This window comes from Pseudoxanthomonas indica (genome assembly GCF_900167565.1).
GTDB lineage: Bacteria > Pseudomonadota > Gammaproteobacteria > Xanthomonadales > Xanthomonadaceae > Pseudoxanthomonas_A > Pseudoxanthomonas_A indica.
Window position 1 is genome coordinate 213248 of record NZ_FUZV01000002.1, and the last position, 18046, is coordinate 231293.

An 18046-nucleotide genomic window follows, 5' to 3' on the forward strand; every position below is an offset into this window, starting at 1 on the left:
TTGCACCCGCATGACAAGCCCCCCCGCCATGCCGCACCGTCGCTACGCCAACCAGTACGGCCTGCTGGCGGCGGCGCTGATCTTCATCGCCATCGGCGTGGGCATCCTGCTGGGCGCGCAGCGCTTCATCACCGACGCCAACAAGGTCTCGCACACCAATGAAGTGATCGCGATGATTGGCGCGGTCGAAGCGCAGCTGCGCGACAGCGAGTCGGCGCAGCGCGGTTACCTGCTCACTGGCGAAGTGAGCTATCTGGCCGACTACGGTCGCAGCCGCGACAAGCTGCCGGAACTGCTGGCCCAGTTGCAGACCCTGGTCCGCGACAACCCCGTGCAGGCGCCGCGCGTGCGCAGCTGGAGCATCGAGATCGAGCGGCGCATCTCGCAGATGGAAGCCACCTTGGGCAACTATCGCCTGGGCGGTTTGCCGGCGGCGCAGCGCGCCATCAACCAGGACGTGCGCAATGCGTCCAACAACATCCGCCACCAGGCCGAACAACTGGTGGCCACCGAGCGTGAGCTGCTGGCCGCGCGCGGGCAGTCCAGCCAGTCCAGCGCCTGGATGCTGCGCGGCATCGCACTGCTCGGCATTCCGCTGGGGCTGGGCCTGATCGGCTGGGTGTACTGGCTGCTGGTCGGCGAGATTCGTCGCCGCGCCGCGGCCGAACTGGTCAGCAGCGAGTCCGAGCAACGCCTGCAGACCAACATCACCACCCTGCAGCGGCACAGCGCCGACCTCAATGAGTTGAGCCGCTATGGCGGCATGCTGCAGAGCTGCGTGCGTACCGACGAGGCCGTGCGGCTGGCCGCGCAGCATTTCGCGCGTTTGTTGCCGGGCGTGGGCGGCACGCTCTATCGCATCCGCTCCTCGCAGGACTACGCCGAGGAAGTGGCGCACTGGGGCGCGCATGCACTGCACAGCGCGGCGATGTTCCCGCTGGAAGCCTGCTGGGCGCTGCGGCGCGGGCAGCCGCATCTGCACCTGGCGCACGACGAAGTGCTGGCCTGCACCCATATCGACGCGCCGACGATCCAGCGCACGCCGTCCACCGCCTGCATTCCGCTGATCGCGCAGGGCAACCAGATGGGCCTGCTCTATCTGTCGAGTTCCGATGACGAGTTCCTGGATCGGCTCGACCTGGCCGAAACCGCGGCCGAGCAACTGTCGATGGCGTTGTCCAACCTGGATCTGCAGGAGCGCCTGCGCATCCAGTCGATCCGCGAACCGCTCACCGGTCTGTTCAATCGCCGCTACCTGGAAGAATCGCTGTCACGCGAACTGGCGCGTTGCGAGCGCCGCGGCCTGCCGTTGTCGCTGATGATGCTGGATCTGGATCACTTCAAGACCTTCAATGATCTGCACGGCCATGTCGGCGGCGATGCTCTGCTCGCCGGCTTCGGCCAGTTGCTGCAGACCCATTCGCGCCACGAAGACATCGCCTGCCGCTACGGCGGCGAAGAGTTCACCCTGATCCTGCCGGAAGCGGATCTGCAGGCCGCCTGTGATCGCGCCGAAGCCATCCGCGAGGCGGTGGAGACCATGCGCATCCGCCATCTGGGCCAGGAGTTGCCGGCGGTGACCGTGTCGATCGGCGTGGCCAGCTTCCCGCTGCACGGACGCGATGGCGACAGTCTGCTGCGCAGCGCGGACAAGGCGCTGTACCGGGCCAAGCGCGAGGGCCGCAACCAGGTGGTGTCGGCCGCCGAAATCCAGGATCAGCCGGCGTAACGCGCCTTCAGCATCGCGTAGGCGCTGCGCAGGGCCATGGCTTCGCCACCGGCCGGGCGACCCGGGCGATCGCTGTCATTCCATGCGTACACATCCAGATGCGCCCACGGCAAGTCTGCCGGCAGGAAGCGTTCCAGGTACAGCGCGGCGGTGATCGCGCCACCCATGCGCGAACCGGCATTGGCCAGGTCCGCCACATGGCTGGTCAGGTAGCGCAGGTAAGGGCGCCACAGCGGCATCCGCCAGAGCGGATCGCGTGACTGCTGGCCGGCATGGATCCAGTCGTTGGCCAGCGCATCGTCGTTGGCGAACAGCGCCGGCAGTTCCGGGCCCAGCGCAATACGCGCCGCGCCGGTGAGCGTGGCGAAATCCAGCACCAGCTGCGGTGACTGTTCGGCGGCGTAGGTGAGCGCATCGCAGAGCACCACGCGGCCTTCGGCGTCGGTGTTGTCGATTTCCACGCTGATGCCCTTGCGGGTGTCGATCACTTCGCCCGGGCGGAACGCATCCGGGCCAATCGCGTTTTCCACCGCCGGAATCAGCAGGGTCAGCCGCACCGGCAAGGCGCGCGCCATGATCAGCCCGGCCAGGGCCAGCGCATGCGCCGCGCCGCCCATGTCCTTCTTCATGTTGCGCATGCCGTCGGCCGGCTTGATGTCCAAGCCGCCGGTGTCGAAGCACACGCCCTTGCCGACCAACGCCACGTGCGGATGCGCGGCATCACCCCAGCGCAGCACGATCAGGCGCGGGGCGCGATGCGAGGCGCGACCCACCGCATGGATGGCGGGGAAGTTCTGCAGCAGCAGCTCGTCGCCGGCGATCACTTCGATTTGCGCGCCATGGATGCCGGCGATTTCGCGCGCGGCTTCTTCCAGTTGCTCGGGGCCCATGTGCTCGGTGGGCGTGTTGACCCAGTCGCGCACGCGCACGGCCGCCGTCAACAGATCATCGGCCTCGGCGTCGGCCTCGGTCAGCAGCAACTGCGCGGGTGCGCGCGGCGGCGTCTTGTAGCGATCAAACCGATAAGCGCCCAGGCCCCATCCCAGTTGCAGGGCGTGGCGCGCGGCTTCCGGCAGTTCCGTCGCCAGCGTCCAGCGCCCGACCGGCAAACCATAAGGCGCGTGGGCATAGCTATGCGGGTCCAGCGGATCGCCGATGCCGATCACCGCGCCGGCCAATCCGTCTTCGCCCGGCAACAAGGCCAGGCTGCCAGCGCCGCCGGTGAGGTGTTGCGACTCCAGCCATGCGCGCACGGACGGGGTCTGCGTCTGCAGCCACCGCTCCCAATGCGCGCGTTCGACCACGTGCAAGGGACGCGCATTGCGGGCGTCGTCGGTGTAGGCGTGGCTCAGGTCCATGCGGGTGCGGGCTCCATTGCGGAATCGACTGCGGCAAATTGCGGATGCGCATCCAGCCAGTCGGCCAGCGCGGTCAAGGTGTTGAACTCCAGATCCGGCAGCGGATCCGGATGCGGCCAGGCCAGCACCTGGCCGGCGTCGTCGTGGCGGTTGAGCCAGCAGGTGCGCAAACCAGCGCGCGCGGCGCCGACCACGTCCAGATCGATGTGGTCGCCCACATGCAAGACGTGTTCGGCGGGCACACCCAGGCGATCACAGGCGGCCAGGAAAATGCCCGCCGACGGCTTGGCCGCACCGAACTCGCGCGAACCCAGCGAGAAGGCGAAGTGCTGCATCAAGCCGATGCGCTGCAGATCCGCATTGCCGTTCGACACCGCCGCCACGGGCACGCGCGCGGCAATGCGCGCCAGTGCGTCGATGGCGTCGGGATAGCATTCCACCTGGTTGCGCGCGGCATAGAACACTTCGTAGGCCGGCTCCAGCAACGCCATGTCGGCGCCGCTGCGCTGCAGGGCGAGCTCCAGGGTCAGGCGGCGCAGCGCGCTCAGGTCATGCAGCAGGTGCGGATGATCGGCAAACACCTGCTCGCGCAGGGCGCGCATGGTTTCGACCGGAAATTGCTCGGCGGTCGCCGGGCTGTGCTGCAGCAGCCAGTCGTGCAGCACGCGTTCGATGCGTGCGCCGATGGGCGCGAACGGCCACAGGGTGTCGTCGAGATCCAGGGTGATGGCGCGGACAGGAAAGTTCACCCGCCGATTTTAGCGCCTGCCGCGTCATCCGGCCGTAGCGGTCGCTTCATTCCAGCAACCGTGCCCAGCCTTCCATGCCTTCCACCCGCGCCAGCACCAGCTTCACGCAGACCAGCAGCGGTACCGCCAGCAGCAGGCCGACGATGCCCCAGGCCGAGCCGAATACCATCAGCGCCAGGATCAGCACCAGCGGCGAGAGCGCCATCCGCCGGCCCAGGATGATCGGGGTGACAATCTGCCCTTCCAGCGTATGCAGCAGCAGGTAGGCGCCGGCCGGGGCCAGCGAGTGCAGCGGATCGTCGAAGGTGATGAAGCCCACCAGCAGCATCGCCACCACGCCAATCAGCGGGCCCACGTAGGGGGCGAAGTTCAACAGCGCCGCCAGCGTGCCCCACAGCAGCGCCTCGGACAGCGGGAACTCGAGCAGGTACAGCACGCCGGCGAAGATCAGCCCCACGCAGGAGTTGATCAGGCTGATGGTCAGCACGTAGCGCGAGACCTCGCGCTCGATCGAGTGCAGGATTTCCACGGTGAACTTCTTCTGCTGGCGGCTGGGCATCAGCGCGATCGCCTGCCGCTGCAGGTTTTCGCCGTAGACCATGAAGAAGAACGTGAGCAGTACCACCGCCAGGATCGAGGCCACCAGCTTGGGCGTGGTCACCAGCATCCGGTAGGGGTCGTCCTGGGTGGTGCGCACGATCTGCGCGCGCTTGCCGGCTTCGCCGCCCGCCACCCGGGCGAAGTTCTCCGCCGCCAGGTTGGCCTCCTGCACCGGCTTGGCGAACTCGCGCAGCTTGGGCGCCAGTTGGCGCAGTTCGCGCGGCGCGTCGCGGAACCAGTCGCTGGCCGGCTCCCACAGCTGCATGCCCAGTGCACCGGCCGCGGTGATGCCGCCGACCAGCACGATCAAGGCGCCGAGGAAGCGCGGCAGATGGATGCGGCGGAACAGGCGGATGATCGGATTTCCGACCAGGGCGAAGAAGGCTGCCAGCAGCACCGGCAACACCACGTCCTGCGCGGCGTAGAGCACGGCGGCCACCAGCAGTACCGCAATCACCACCACCGAGGTGGGCGCACGCGGACGTGGCGCCGGCGGCGGTGGCGCCGGTTCGACAGGCGCCGGCGACTCGTCGCTGGCAGTGACAGGTATGGTCATCGCACCTTCCCCCATGGTTGAGGCCGATTATGCGGCCACGCCACATCGCGGCTGCGTGTAGAAGATCCTGCGTGGGGGAATCTGTGGGAGGGGAATCTGTGGGAGGGACTTTAGTCCCGACAGGTGCTTGCTGGCGTTGCGGCGTGTCGGGACTGAAGTCCCTCCCACAAAGCGCTGGCTAGCGCTCGGACACTTCTGTCGCGGCCTCGGCCGGGCGCGGCTGCACCACCACGCGCTCGGCGAATTCGTCTTCGACCAGGCGTTCTTCCGGGTAGTCGAGCGGGGCAGTGACGCGTTCTTCCTCTGCGTCGACGCGTCCGCCAGCGGCCGCATGCGCGCCGCCCGCTCCTGCGCCCGTCTTCGCCGCATGCGCACTGTCGGCGGCATCGCCGGCTTCGTCCGCCGCGGTGCTGGCCTCGTCGGCGGCGGTACTGGCTTCACCGGCGGCGGTGGCCGCAGTGACACTGGCAAACAAGCTGGAGAGCGAGCCCACCATCTGCAGCCACTTGGCGCCGGTCATCGCCCGCATCGGCTCGGCGCGACCGCTGAGGAAACCGCTGACCAGGCCGGCGACGATGATCCGCCCCGGCGTCCACGCTTCGCGCCAGGTGCTCTTGAATTCCTGCCAATGCGTCTGCGTCTGCAGCGCCCGGCCTTCGACCAGCTGTTCGGCCTTTTCAACCCGACGCAGGGCGCGTTCGAAGTTCACTTGTCGCGCTCCGGTTTGTCGCCGTCGGCGCTGTCGTCGTCTTCGTCAAACAGGCCCAGTCGGTGCAACTGGCGACGGGTGGCGTGCATGCCGGTGTAGTCGAAGTAGCGGCCGACTTTCCAGGCCGCGAACACGGTGACGATGATGCTGATCAGGGCCGCCAGCGACAGCGCGCCCAGCCACGACCAGCCAAAGAAACCCACCAGCAGCGCAATCAACGAGCCGGCGAGCAGCGCCCAGGCCGAAGCGCCGAACACGATCGCCACGCCGGCCCAGGCCAGGCCGCGCCCGAAGGCGCTGCGCATCAGGGCAAAGTCGGCCGACACCAGCCGGCGCAGGGCGCGGCCGGTGTCCTGGGCCGAGGCAAACGCCGCCTTGCCGGTATGACCGACCAGACGCAGGCTGTCTTCCAGGCCTGGCGGCGGGGTGCGCTCGCCGTCCGTCGCGGCGCGATCGTCGCTCACGCGTGCGGCTTACTTGTCGCCGCCACTGCGCGCCAGCTTGGCGATGATCCAGCCGGCGGCGAAGGCGACACCGAACGAAGCCAGTGGACGCTCGCGAATCAACTCGGCGGCGCTGTCGATCAGATCGCGGCCCTTGTCCATCAGCGCGTCCATCTGCTCGCGCGCGGCTTCGCCGCCCACTTCGGCGGCGGCAATGCCGGCCAGCGCGCTGTCGGCCAGTTCGGATTTGACGTTGGCCCGGCCCAGGCGCAATTCATCGCCGGCGGCGCTCGCGGCGCCCTTGACGGCTTCGCCCGCGGCCGAGGCTGCGGACTTCAGATGCGAACCGGCTTCGCCCAGGTTGCTTTTGACGGCGTCGGTAGCGGTAGGAACAGTCATGGGGTTCTCCAGCAATAGGGGATGGCGCGGCCAACTCTAGCGCATGGCCCCATGAACGCATTGTCATGGGGATTGTCTGTACAGGCGTGCGGAACGCCTTACTGCATCACGATGTCGCCGGAACTGCGGCCGCGCATGATCCGCAGCACCAGCTGTTGCGGCTTGCGTTCGAAACTGGCGCGGAACGCGGCCAGATCGCCGAAGTCGCCGTTGCTGCCGGCCACCACGATGTCGTTGGGGCGCAAGCCACTGGTCCAGGCGCGGCTGTTGCGGGCCACGTTGCTCACCTGCAGGCCGCCATTGGCGCCCATCTGCCGCAGCTGCTGACGGGTGGCTTCGTCCAGTTCCTTGAAGCTGGCGCCGGTCAGGCGCGGATCCACCGTGCCGCCTTCGAGCGAGCGCAGGCCTTCCTTCAAGGTCACCGCCAGGGTCAGCGGCTTGCCGTCGCGGCGCACGTCCAGACTGATGCGGCTGCCCACATCCTGCAGGCCTTCGAAGTTGTGCAGCGAAGGACTGTTGTCGATGCGTTGGCCGTTGGCGGCCAGCACCACGTCGCCAGACTGCAGCCCTGCCGCGGCGGCGGCTGAACCCGGATACACCCGCGTCACCAGCGCGCCGCGCGGCACATCCAGGCCCAGGCCCTTGGCCAGGCGTTCGTCCACGTTCTGGGTTTCGATACCCAGCGTGCCGCGGCGCACTTCGCCGGTGGCGACCAGCTGATCCTTGATGTTGCGCGCCAGGTTGATCGGAATCGCAAAGCCCAGGCCGATATTGCCGGCCATGCTGCCGCGTGGATTGAAGCTGGCGGTATTGATGCCCACCAGTTCGCCGCGCAGGTTGACCAGCGGCCCACCCGAATTGCCCGGGTTGATCGAGGCATCGGTCTGGATGAAGTTCTGGAAACCCATCACCGGAATGCCGCTGCGGCCCACCGCGGAAACAATCCCCGAGGTGACCGTCTGCCCCAGCCCGTACGGGTTGCCCATCGCCACCACGAAATCGCCCACCTGCAGCTGATCACTGTTGGCCAGCGGGATGGCGGTGAGGTTGGTGGCGGGGATGCGGATCACCGCCACGTCGGTATCGGGATCGGAGCCGATGAATTCGGCTTCCAGCGTGCGGCCATCGGCCAGGGTCACCGACACGCCGTCGGCGTTTTCCACCACGTGGTGGTTGGTCAGCACCAAGCCCTGCTGCGCATCGATGATCACGCCCGAGCCCAGCGCCCGCTCCACCCGTTCCTTGGGCATGTCGGGAATGCCGAACAGGCGGCGGAAGAACGGGTCATCGGCAAACGGGCCCAGCGGGCTGGCCACGCGCACGGTCTGGCGGCTGTAGACGCTGACCACGGCCGGGCTGACCTGCTTGATCATCGGCGCCAGCGACGGCAGCGCCTGCCCGTTCACCGACACCGGCAAGGCGCCGGCAGCGGGAATGGCGGCGGCCGGCATGGCCTGGGCCGGTTGCTGGACGATTTCGTGCACCGCGGTGGCGGCAAAGCCGCCAAACATGGCGGCGGCGGACAGGGCGAGCAGGGTGGGCAAGGGTCGCAGGGTTCGCATGGGACGTTGAAAGCTCGGCAAATGGGCTGGCGGGGTCAACAGGAGACAATCTAGAGGCGAATCTATGACGCTTTGCAGCGTGACGTGCATCCTGAACGAGTGTGCGTAGAGACCGTTAAACCCGCAATGAAGTTCCACGCGAGGCGGGTTGAGGGTTTCACTGGATCGGCATGATCTGTAACGAAAAAATTCTCTGAAATCTCATTGACACACCCCTGGAGCGGGGGTAGCTTGCATACCTCGTGCCGCCACTACATGTAGCGGTTTGGCACGAGATGGACCCAAGTACTGGGGTTTTTTGCGGGAAAACAAGCCAGAAGGGGGAGGCGCCGGAAAGGCAATGCCGCAGGCCCGGGACATAGGTATCCCGGGCCGGCAATACACAGGTTGGTAGTGAACGCCGCGCACGCTGTCCGGCTGCGCGCCGACCGACCCGTTGCCCCCTTCCGATTGCCGGGTCCAAGCGTCTCACCACAACTAGAACCAGATCAGGACAAGGAGAAACACAGAACATGAGCACGGTGCGCCTTGAGGCGGTGAAAACGGCGGAAGTGGATGCGGAAATCCCCATGCAGCCGGCGTCGCAGGATATCTGGGACAAGAAGTACCGCCTGAAGACCAAGCAAGGCGAGGCCCTGGATGCCGATATCGACGGCACCTACCAGCGAGTCGCACGTGCCCTGGCCGATGCCGAAGCCACTCCTGAAAAGCGCGCCTACTGGCACGAACGTTTTGTCTGGGCGCTGCGCCGCGGTGCGATTCCCGCCGGCCGCATCACCTCCAACGCCGGCGCGCAGCAGCACAAGCCGGCCACCAGCACGATCAACTGCACCGTCTCCGGCACCATCGAAGACTCGATGGACGGCATCCTGGAAAAAGTCCACGAAGCCGGCCTGACCCTCAAGGCAGGTTGCGGTATTGGTTACGAATTCTCCACCCTGCGACCGCGCGGTGCGTTTGTCGCCGGCGCCGGCGCGTACACTTCCGGCCCGATGTCCTTCATGGATATCTACGACAAGATGTGCTTCACCGTGTCCTCGGCCGGTGGCCGTCGCGGCGCGCAGATGGGCACCTTCGATGTCTCGCACCCGGACGTCAAAGACTTCATCCGCGCCAAGCGCGAAGACGGCCGCCTGCGCCAGTTCAACCTGTCGCTGCTGATCACCGACGGCTTCATGGAAGCGGTCAACACCGACGCCGACTGGCCGCTGGTGTTCCCGGTCAACATCAAGGAAAAGGGCGACCTGGATCTGGAAGACGCCAGCCAGGTGGTGTGGCGCGACTGGCCGACCCACAAGACCTACGTCAGCCGCGATGACGGCCTGGTCGCCTGCAAGATCTACGGCCATATCCGTGCGCGTCACCTGTGGGACATGATCATGGTGTCCACCTATGACTACGCCGAGCCGGGCTTCATCCTGATTGACCGCGTCAACGAGATGAACAACAACTGGTGGTGCGAAACCATCCGCGCCACCAACCCGTGTGGCGAGCAGCCGCTGCCGCCGTATGGCGCCTGCCTGCTGGGTTCGGTCAACCTGACCAAGTTCGTGCGCAAGCCCTTCACCGATGAAGCCTCCTTTGACTGGGAGGAATACAAGGAAGTGGTGCGCGTGTTCACCCGCATGCTCGACAACGTGGTCGAGGTCAACGGCCTGCCGCTGGAACAGCAGCGCGCCGAGATCCTGCGCAAGCGTCGCCACGGCATGGGCTTCCTGGGCCTGGGTTCGACCCTGACCATGCTCAAGCACAAGTACGGCAGCCCGGAATCGTGCGAGTTCACCGAATCCATCGCCCGCGAAATGGCCGTGGCCGGTTGGGAAATGGGCCTGGCCCTGGCCAAGGAGAAGGGCGCCGCCCCGATCATGGAAGAGCTGTTCACCGTCACCGCCGAGATGCTGCGCAAGCGCCCGGAAATGGCGAAGGACGGCTGGAAGGCCGGCCAGGAAATCCCCGGCAAGGTGCTGCACGCCAAGTACAGTCGCTACATGCAGCGCGTGGCCTCGGTCGCGCCGGACCTGGTCGATGAGATGGCCGAAGTGGGTAGCCGCTTCACCCACCACAGCTCGATTGCTCCGACCGGCACCATCAGCCTGTCGCTGGCCAACAACGCGAGCAACGGCATCGAGCCCTCGTTCGCCCACCACTACAGCCGCAACGTGATCCGCGAAGGCAAGAAGTCCAAGGAAAAGGTGGACGTCTATTCCTTCGAGCTGCTTGCCTATCGCGAGTTGATCAACGCCAAGGCCATGCCGTTCAGCGATGAAGCCGACGCCCGCCTGCCGGACTACTTCATCTCCGCCGACGACATCAGCCCCAAGGAACACGTGGACGTGCAGGCCGCCGCCCAGAAGTGGGTGGACAGCTCCATCTCCAAGACCGCCAACGTGCCCACGGACTACCCGTACGAGCAGTTCAAGGACATCTACCGCTACGCCCACGAGCAGGGCCTGAAGGGCTGCACCACCTTCCGCTTCAACCCGGCCGCCTTCCAGGGCGTGCTGGTCAAGGAAGCGGATCTGGAAAACACCACCTACCGTTTCGAACTCGAAGACGGCAACGTCATCGAAGTCAAGGGCAACGAGCAGATTGAATACGACGGCGAAATGCACACCGCCGCCAACCTGTTCGACGCCCTCAAGGAAGGCTATTACGGCAAGTTCTAAGGACTGTTCCAAATTGGAACAGCCCTAGGTTCCGCCCCCGCTTGCGGGGGAGAGCAAGTAAATTTCCTCCCCCGCTTGCGGGGGAGGGTAGGGTGGGGGGGAGCGAGCGCAGCGAGCTGCTCTTGCTCCTAACCACAACAAACACAAACAAAGCAGTAGCATCGGCGTCGTCAAACAATGACAAGGCCCACAGGAGGGCAGTTATGAGCAACGGTAACGGTGTCACGGCGACGCTTTCCGACGCCGCCGAGACGGTAAAAGAAAAGGCACTGGAGATCGGCGAAGCCGCCGCCGCCAGCGTCAGCAAGACGGTGGCCAAGGCGAAAAAAGCCGCCAAGAAGGCGCGCAAGACCGTGACGGCCGATGTCGCCAAGGTTCGCAAGGCCGTGACCAAGCGCACCACCAAGGCGACCAAGGCCGTCAAGAAGTCGGTCGCCAAGGCCAAGAAGCGCCTGGAAGAAGCCAGCGCCACCGCCAAGAAGGAAGCCACCGCCCTGACCCGCAAGGTCGGCAAGAAGGCAACCAAGAAGACCGCGAAGAAGGCCACCAGGAAGGCAGCTGCCACGAAGACCGCCCGCAAGGCGGCTCCGAAGAAAGCCGCCAAGAAGGTTGCAAAGAAAGTCGCCAAGAAAGCCAGCGCCACCAAGAAAACGGTAAAGAAGGCAGCCAAAAAAGTGGCCAAGAAAGCCACGGCCGCCAAGAAGACCGTAAAGAAAGCGGCCAAGAAGGTCGCCCGCAAGGCAGCACCGAAAAAAGCGGCAAAGACCGCACGCAAGACCCCGAGTACCGCCAAAAAGGCCAGCAAGAAGGCCGCCAAGAAAGCTTCCAGAAAGTAAGACGCTCCATCCCCTCCCCCGCACGCGGGGGAGGGCTGGGGTGGGGGCAAAAGGCGCCAGTACTCCTTCCGCCAGCCCCTCCGCCCACCGCCCAATCACCACACAAGAACCAAGCACAGGATTCGCGCCATGGCCGTCAAAATCGACAAGAAGATCAAGGGCTACACCGTCCTCACCCCGGAAGACAAAGCGCGCGAAGCCGCCGCCCCGGTGCAGGCCGAGTCGATCAGCCGCAGCAAGGCCGAATCCGAATTGCCCACCGCCGAAGTCATCCACATGCACGAGCGCATCGAGCGCCCGGAAGTGCTGGTGGGCAGCACCTACAAGATCAAATCCCCGCTGGTGGAACACGCCATGTACGTGACCATCAACGACATCGTGCTCAACGCCGGCACCGAGCACGAACTGCGCCGCCCGTTCGAAATCTTCGTCAACAGCAAGTCGATGGAACACTTCCAGTGGATCGTCGCGCTCACCCGCATCATGAGCGCCGTGTTCCGCAAGGGCGGCGATGTCACCTTCCTGGTCGATGAAATGAAGGCCGTGTTCGATCCGCGCGGCGGCTACTTCAAGGCCGGCGGCGTCTACATGCCGAGCCTGGTCGCCGAACTGGGCGCCATCGTCGAAGAGCACATGAAGTCGATCGGCCTGATCCACGACCCGGAAATGAGCGAGCACCAGCGCGCCATCCTGGCCGACAAGCGCAAGCAGTACGAAGAACGCGCAAAAAAAAACTCTGAAGTAAGCCCGGCCGCGCCGGCATCAGTCTCCTCCGCCAGCGCCACCCCTTCTCCCGCCAAAGCGGGAGAAGGTGCGCGAAGGGCGGATGAGGGCAACGCCGTGCAAAACGGCAGCTCCGAAGACATCGCCGTGACCGGCGACGGCACCAGCTTCCCGCCTTCGGCGACGCTTTGTCACAAGTGCAGCACCAAGGCCCTGGTGATCATGGATGGGTGTGCTACTTGCTTGAATTGTGGGTATTCGAAGTGCGGGTGAGGTGATCGCGCCACACCAGGTTCTCAAGACTTCGTTCTTGCAAACAGCGCAGCGGGGCTCCTTCTTGGGGCCCCTTTTGCTTCCTGGACTGCAAACTCTAATAGATGCACCCGGCCTCAGGAACACGGATATCGCCAGCTTACTCAGTCGTGCTACGACGATCACTTTTTGCAGAGGGAACATTAGCTTCGTCGTGGCAAAAGGACCGCACTATCGCGTGCATCTCAGGCTGAAGATTCCGCAACCTTTCGCCGCAATGTAAGTTGACGCTTTGAACGCACGGGAAGCAGGCTGGTCATCAACTTCCCTCGCAAGTTCACCGCGCGCATGACGCACACACTCTCCCCACCGGCAGACCAGACCCCAACACTCGAAGATGCCCTTCGCGCCTTCGAGTTCCTCGACCTCAAGGCCCAACCGCCGACAAGCAAAACCGCCCGCGCGCCCCTGCTGCCCGGGCGCGTTATTCGAGTGCTGGCAAACAAGCTCGCAATTCACGAGCGAAACGTGCTGGCCTTGCTGAAAATTCCGGAGCAGGCCTTCCAACGCAGGCAAGCGGCCCATGGGTCTCTGACCGAAGTCGAATCCGGACGCGTCCTGCGCATTGCACGCATCGCCGGCTTGGCCCGACACGTCTTCGAGAGTGATGCCAAAGCCACGCGCTGGTTGTCCAGCCGGCATCTGATCCTGGGTGGACGGCCCATCGATATGCTCGTTTCGGATGCTGGCGCCAGAGAGGTGGAAGATGAACTCTGGCGAATCGAGTGGTGCGACTTCGCCTGATGCGCGTGTACCGCATCAGCAAGTCCAGGTACATCGAACAAGCATTGTCAGGCATCGGAGCAGCCCGCAAACCGGGCCGGTGGAACTCGTGTGACAGACGGGTCGCCTACACGTCCAGCTCTGTTGCTCTGGCGATGCTCGAGTCGTTGGCCCACATGGACGAGGAAAACATGCCGAACGGCTGCATGCTGCTGGGATTCGACGTTCCCGATGCCGCCATCACCACGCTACCGGAGGTGGCGTATCCACCCGGCTGGAACAGGCTTCCGTACTCCGCCACCGTGCAGCGGGTCGGCGACAACTGGCTCAGGACCTCAGGCTCCCTGGCGCTTCGAGTACCCAGCGCCATCGCGCGCTATGAGTTCAACTTGTTGATCAATCCCCTCCACGCCAGATTCGCCGAGATAAGGCGCGTCTCGCTGGACCCGTTCTCGCTGGATACCCGACTTCAAAAATAGGGAAAGCCAAGTTGCGCCCGCCGCATCGAATTGCCATGCTCCGTCCAGGGAAGCGGGGAGCAAGTCATGGCAGACGGGGAATTGTCGTTCGCGGCGCTTGAGGCGCGGTTGAAGGAAATACCAGATGGACCGTCCTCGGTCCTGGACACACCCGGATGGCTGAAGGTATTCGTGGCTGTCTTCATCGCGGGATCCATCCTAGGCTTGGCGCCGTTGTTGCTCGTGCAGTTTCTGACGCCGCAGGAATGGATGGTGACGATGGCGCGCTTCGGGTTGATCTCATGCGCTTTGGGTGCGCTTCCCTACATCGTCCGTCACGGTTATGTCTTCGTCATGCAGATGCGTCGATGGCGCACTGAGCAAACAGCACAGCTGGACCATGACCGGATTGAATTCATGACGCTGGCGAGCTGGCTTGCCAAGCATTCGCCGGACCAAGTCAGCGAGCTCAGGGCCACCGTTCGCCTGCACCTGTGCACGATGGATTCGAAGGTGGGCCTGATCTCGGGCGGGCTGGCGCGGCTCGGTTTTCTGCCCGCTGCAATTGCTATCTGCACGTTCTTCGCGAATTGGAGGCAGCCACTGGACATGCCGGCCTGGCTCTTCGTGCTCGCCGTGTCTGTGGTGATGATGTACGTCGTATCTGTTGTGGCTGCGTTGATGCTGATTCGGTTGCAGTTTCTGGATGCGGTTTTGTCGGCGGCATTGAAGGACTTTGAAGCAGACAGCATCGTTTGATAGAGGGTCGGGTTCGGGGCTGAAGCCCCTCCTACAGTTCCTCGGTTCGATTTTTTGGGGGCGGTGATTACGCCGGACTCGGCGCCTTGACCCCCATCCCCACCTTCGCGACCCTCGGGTCATTCACCATCTTCAAATACCGCACCAGGTTGTTCGGGCGATAGCTCGGGTCCTTGTCCCAGCGCTCCAGCACGGACGGATGCAGATGCTGGGTGGGGTCGCGTTCGGTGGTGCTTTCGGTGGGTTGTTCCTGCAGCTTGGCGGCCATGCCGATCACGCGTTCGATGCCGGGGGTGACGCGGTACAGGCCTTTCTTGGATTCGTGCTTGTCGGCCAGCGGGTCGCTGTTCAACTGGTTCTGCGGGGCGGCTTCGAGGGTGGGGTCCATGTGCAGGCGCAGGGCTTCGGCCTTGTCACGCATCCATTTGAGCGGGATATCGGAGAGGCGGCGCTTGTGCGCGTCGGGCGGGTAGCCGCCGCCCACGTCGGTGTGCACGCCGCAGAACCACATCTGCTCCACGTACTGCTCGTCCTTCGGGCGCGGCACCCAGCGAGCGGCTTCGAAGGGCGCGCGGTGTTCGTCGATGGCCAGGGCCTGGTAGGCGTTCTTGACCGCGCTACTCAGCTCGACGTCGTGGAATTTGTACTTGTCGGCGGTGACCCAGCGCAGGCCGCGCACGGGGATGCCGAGTGAGCCCACGGTGTCCCACACGCCGATCATCTTGATCGGGATTTCCTTGCTGGTGGCGATGGAATGCTCGCAGCGGAACGCGGTGGGGCCTTCGTCGCCGGGGCGGGCGTTGTCGCAGTAGGTGTCGATGGCTTGCCGGTAGTGATCGACGGACAACCGATTGAGAATGCCGCACTTGCGGATCATTCCGGCCAGGCTGCGCACGGTGTAGGCGCCACGGCTGAAACCGAACAGGAAAATCTCGTCGCCCACTTCGTAGTTCAACATCAGGAAGCGGTAGGCCTCGTAGAGGTTGATATCCAGGCCCTTGCCGAATGCGCCGCCGGTGAGGCGATCGAGCTGGTTGCCGGTGCCCACGCCCTGGTCGTAGTAGGTGATCTGCGGCAGGCCGTCGGCGCCGGTGCGGGCCACGCGGGTGGCCAGCCGCATCACGTTGCTGGGGCAGGCCTGGCCGTCGTGTTCCTGGTCGGCCTGGTTCCAGGTGCCATCGCAGAAGATCGCCAGTCGCTTCATGGCCGCCATCCGGTTGCCCGTCCTCCCTGGTTCAACGCGGCACCGCGGGGGAACAGGCCAATCCCGCGGAGCATGGCGAGCCTCGCACCCGCGCCCACGCTGTCCGCGCTTCACGCCATTGCACGTGCAGGCTTGTGAGCATGGACGTCGGAAAGCCCGGAACGGTCCGGGTGGCGCATGACGCGAGGACACCACGATGCCCCACGAATCGGCCACTCCCGCTGCCGCAGGCCAGCGCGTATTCGCCACCCAGTGCGATCTGATCATGAAGGGCGGCATCACCAGCGGCATCGTCTATCCGCTGGCGGTGGCGGAAATCGCCAAGGCCTTCGAGCTGCGCTGCATCGGTGGGACCAGCGCGGGCGCGATTGCCGCGGCGGCGGCGGCAGCAGCGGAACTGGGGCGGCAGCGCTACAGGAACGGCAAGCTCGCTGAGGATCCGCAGGGCTTCCGGAAACTGGAAACCTTGCCCGCGCAACTGGCGGGCAAGCCGGCGGACGGGCAGGGCACGCTGTTGAAGGCGTTCTTCAAGCCCGTGCCCACGCTGCGGCCGTTGTTCGATGTGTTCCTGTCGATGCTGGGCGACAAGAGTCGCGGCGCGCGTGTGGTCTCGGTGGTCTGGGCCCTGCTGCGTCACTTCGGCTTCTGGATCGTGTTGGGCGCGCTGATCGGCGGCGCGCCGCTGGCATGGCTGGCCGGGCGGCAGCTGGTGTTCTGGCCATGGGTGCTGGCCGGCGCACTGGCGGGGGCGGTACTGGTGGTGATCGCCAATATCGTGCGCCTGCTGTTCCGCGAACTGCCGGCCAATCGCTTCGGCGCCTGCTCGGGCATGGCCGCTCCGGACGATCCCGCGCCCGATGAGGCGCTCACTCCCTGGCTGACGCAGTACTTCGACGACCTGTGCGGACAGGCGCAACGTTGGCGCGAGGACAATGACGCCATCCAGCGCGCCAAGCCGCTCACCTTCGGCGACTTGAACGAGGGCGACATCGACCTGCAGGTGATGACCACCTGCCTGACCCTGGGTCGCCCTTTCCGCATGCCGTTCCGCGACGACGACAAGGTGCGCGAGAACAAGCAGTTCTACTACCGCGATGCCGATTTCGAAGCGCTGTTCCCGCCGCGGATCACCGAATGGATGAAGGCGCGCGAGCGGCCGGCGTCGGATGAAGACCGCAGCGACATCGACCTGACCGGCTTCCGTCGCCTGCCCGCACCCGAAGACCTGCCGGTGGTGGTGGCGGTGCGCATGAGCCTGAGCTTTCCGCTGCTGCTCAGCGCCATCCCGCTGTACTCGGTGGATTACCTCAAGCCCAAGGCCGAGCGCAGGCTGGAGCGGTTGTGGTTTACCGATGGCGGGGTGGGTTCCAACTTCCCCATCCACTTTTTCGACAGCGCGTTGCCGTCGCGGCCGACGTTTGGCCTCAACCTCGGGCAGATCGACAGCGAGGACGCGCGCGATCCCGCGCACGGCCGCAACCAGCGCGTGGTGTTTCCCGCCACCAACGACAAGGCGCGGCTGCATCCGTGGCGGCGGTTTCCCGCTACGGGCGTGGCCGGGGTGATGGGGTTCCTGGGCGCGGTGGTGCATGTGGCCAAGGACTGGAACCACGACACCTTGTCGCATCTGGCCGGCTTTCGTGATCGCATCGGTTTGATCCGCCTGACGAAGCAAGAGGGTGGCCTGAACCTGACGATGGAAGACGCGCTGATCACCAAACTCACCGACTACGGGCGCGAGGCGGGCCGGGTGTTCGTGGAGCGTTTTGGCGATCCCGTGCATTGGACCACCGCCACCGAGCCGTCGAAGATGGGCTGGGGCAACCACCAGATCATCCGCCTGCGCCTGCTGCTGTCGAGCACGGCCGAGCTGCTGGAGTCACTGGAGAAGTCATGCAGCCGACTCGATGGCACGGACGCCGAGTACGCGCGCTTCTTTGACCCCGAAACTGGCAAGGGCAGCTATGCCTTCCACGGCTTGGGCGAGCTGGGCACCGACGAACAAGGCTTGTACCTGACGCAGGCCGGGCTCGCGCAGGAATCGCTGCGTCGCCTGCGTGAGTTGTCGAAGCTGATCATGGCCAGCAACGCGGCGCGCCCGGCCACGCAGTTGGATGTGGGCGCACCCAAGCCGACTCCGGAGTTGAAGTTGCGGCCGAGGATCTGAGCTTCGTCGCGAGGCCAGCTGCGTAATTGGATGCGGGGAGCTGGCCCCAACTGCCACAGGCGCTCGCCGTATCGGGCGTGTGCACATCGTGCT

Annotated in this window: 16 protein-coding genes; 8 read left to right on the plus strand and 8 right to left on the minus strand. The window is 65.2% G+C overall.

The annotated features are described in order from the left end of the window. The first annotated feature begins 10 nt into the window (after positions 1-10). Positions 11-1729 carry a sensor domain-containing diguanylate cyclase gene (locus B5X78_RS11610; protein WP_079724702.1) on the plus strand — a complete coding sequence of 573 codons (1719 nt, stop codon included), beginning with the start codon at positions 11-13 and terminating at the stop codon, positions 1727-1729. Here B5X78_RS11610 and B5X78_RS11615 read toward each other — a convergent pair. From B5X78_RS11615 to B5X78_RS11645, 7 genes are all read right to left on the minus strand, one after another. Beyond that, complete coding sequence (locus tag B5X78_RS11615) at positions 1717-3087, minus strand: leucyl aminopeptidase family protein (protein WP_079724703.1); 1371 nt, start codon at positions 3085-3087, stop codon at positions 1717-1719. The genes B5X78_RS11610 and B5X78_RS11615 overlap by 13 nt on opposite strands. Then, a complete protein-coding gene (locus tag B5X78_RS11620) occupies positions 3078-3836 on the minus strand; it encodes an HAD family hydrolase (protein ID WP_079724704.1) in 759 nt (252 codons plus the stop codon). Before B5X78_RS11620 ends, B5X78_RS11615 begins: the two co-directional genes overlap by 10 nt. Positions 3837-3882: 46 nt before the next feature. Beyond that, positions 3883-4992 carry an AI-2E family transporter gene (locus B5X78_RS11625; RefSeq protein ID WP_079724705.1) on the minus strand — a complete coding sequence of 370 codons (1110 nt, stop codon included), beginning with the start codon at positions 4990-4992 and terminating at the stop codon, positions 3883-3885. Between the two features lie 178 nt (positions 4993-5170). After that, positions 5171-5701, minus strand: coding sequence for a hypothetical protein (locus B5X78_RS11630; RefSeq protein WP_079724706.1), 531 nt, complete (start codon positions 5699-5701; stop codon positions 5171-5173). After that, positions 5698-6165: a hypothetical protein gene (locus B5X78_RS11635; protein ID WP_079724707.1), complete on the minus strand. Its 468-nt coding sequence runs from the start codon at positions 6163-6165 to the stop codon at positions 5698-5700. The genes B5X78_RS11630 and B5X78_RS11635 overlap by 4 nt, the downstream gene beginning before the upstream one ends. A 9-nt stretch (positions 6166-6174) precedes the next feature. Continuing rightward, positions 6175-6543, minus strand: coding sequence for a hypothetical protein (locus B5X78_RS11640; RefSeq protein ID WP_079724708.1), 369 nt, complete (start codon positions 6541-6543; stop codon positions 6175-6177). Between the two features lie 98 nt (positions 6544-6641). Then, positions 6642-8096: a Do family serine endopeptidase gene (locus B5X78_RS11645; RefSeq protein WP_079726152.1), complete on the minus strand. Its 1455-nt coding sequence runs from the start codon at positions 8094-8096 to the stop codon at positions 6642-6644. Between the two features lie 521 nt (positions 8097-8617). Here B5X78_RS11645 and B5X78_RS11650 point away from each other — a divergent pair. The 6 genes from B5X78_RS11650 (at position 8618) to B5X78_RS11675 (ending at position 14582) form a co-directional block, all read left to right on the plus strand. Then, positions 8618-10771, plus strand: coding sequence for an adenosylcobalamin-dependent ribonucleoside-diphosphate reductase (locus B5X78_RS11650; protein ID WP_079724709.1), 2154 nt, complete (start codon positions 8618-8620; stop codon positions 10769-10771). Between the two features lie 203 nt (positions 10772-10974). Then, positions 10975-11607 carry a hypothetical protein gene (locus B5X78_RS18625; protein ID WP_079724710.1) on the plus strand — a complete coding sequence of 211 codons (633 nt, stop codon included), beginning with the start codon at positions 10975-10977 and terminating at the stop codon, positions 11605-11607. A gap of 129 nt (positions 11608-11736) precedes the next feature. Continuing rightward, complete coding sequence (locus B5X78_RS11660; protein WP_079724711.1) at positions 11737-12603, plus strand: TSCPD domain-containing protein; 867 nt, start codon at positions 11737-11739, stop codon at positions 12601-12603. 327 nt (positions 12604-12930) lie between these two features. Beyond that, complete coding sequence (locus B5X78_RS11665) at positions 12931-13386, plus strand: antitoxin Xre/MbcA/ParS toxin-binding domain-containing protein (RefSeq protein WP_079724712.1); 456 nt, start codon at positions 12931-12933, stop codon at positions 13384-13386. Next, positions 13371-13844, plus strand: coding sequence for an RES family NAD+ phosphorylase (locus B5X78_RS11670; RefSeq protein WP_139381542.1), 474 nt, complete (start codon positions 13371-13373; stop codon positions 13842-13844). Before B5X78_RS11665 ends, B5X78_RS11670 begins: the two co-directional genes overlap by 16 nt. Positions 13845-13910: 66 nt before the next feature. Beyond that, positions 13911-14582, plus strand: coding sequence for a hypothetical protein (locus B5X78_RS11675; protein ID WP_079724714.1), 672 nt, complete (start codon positions 13911-13913; stop codon positions 14580-14582). A gap of 67 nt (positions 14583-14649) precedes the next feature. Here B5X78_RS11675 and B5X78_RS11680 read toward each other — a convergent pair whose 3' ends face one another. Further along, entirely contained in the window at positions 14650-15786 is a 1137-nt protein-coding gene (locus B5X78_RS11680; RefSeq protein ID WP_176140849.1) for a DUF2235 domain-containing protein, read from the minus strand. Positions 15787-15982: 196 nt separating this feature from the next. Here B5X78_RS11680 and B5X78_RS11685 point away from each other — a divergent pair, with 196 nt between their 5' ends. Beyond that, positions 15983-17953: a patatin-like phospholipase domain-containing protein gene (locus tag B5X78_RS11685; RefSeq protein WP_079724715.1), complete on the plus strand. Its 1971-nt coding sequence runs from the start codon at positions 15983-15985 to the stop codon at positions 17951-17953. Positions 17954-18046: the final 93 nt, after the last annotated feature.

Bases quoted from the DNA above. Each gene is read 5' to 3' on its own strand.
- B5X78_RS11650 (WP_079724709.1), top strand. From the start codon at position 8,618: ATGAGCACGGTGCGCCTTGAGGCGGTGAAAACGGCGGAAGTGGATGCG.
- B5X78_RS11685 (WP_079724715.1), top strand. From the start codon at position 15,983: ATGCCCCACGAATCGGCCACTCCCGCTGCCGCAGGCCAGCGCGTATTC.
- B5X78_RS11665 (WP_079724712.1), top strand. From the start codon at position 12,931: ATGACGCACACACTCTCCCCACCGGCAGACCAGACCCCAACACTCGAA.
- B5X78_RS11675 (WP_079724714.1), top strand. From the start codon at position 13,911: ATGGCAGACGGGGAATTGTCGTTCGCGGCGCTTGAGGCGCGGTTGAAG.
- B5X78_RS18625 (WP_079724710.1), top strand. From the start codon at position 10,975: ATGAGCAACGGTAACGGTGTCACGGCGACGCTTTCCGACGCCGCCGAG.
- B5X78_RS11625 (WP_079724705.1), bottom strand. From the start codon at position 4,992: ATGACCATACCTGTCACTGCCAGCGACGAGTCGCCGGCGCCTGTCGAA.
- B5X78_RS11680 (WP_176140849.1), bottom strand. From the start codon at position 15,786: ATGAAGCGACTGGCGATCTTCTGCGATGGCACCTGGAACCAGGCCGAC.
- B5X78_RS11640 (WP_079724708.1), bottom strand. From the start codon at position 6,543: ATGACTGTTCCTACCGCTACCGACGCCGTCAAAAGCAACCTGGGCGAA.
- B5X78_RS11615 (WP_079724703.1), bottom strand. From the start codon at position 3,087: ATGGACCTGAGCCACGCCTACACCGACGACGCCCGCAATGCGCGTCCC.
- B5X78_RS11610 (WP_079724702.1), top strand. From the start codon at position 11: ATGACAAGCCCCCCCGCCATGCCGCACCGTCGCTACGCCAACCAGTAC.
- B5X78_RS11660 (WP_079724711.1), top strand. From the start codon at position 11,737: ATGGCCGTCAAAATCGACAAGAAGATCAAGGGCTACACCGTCCTCACC.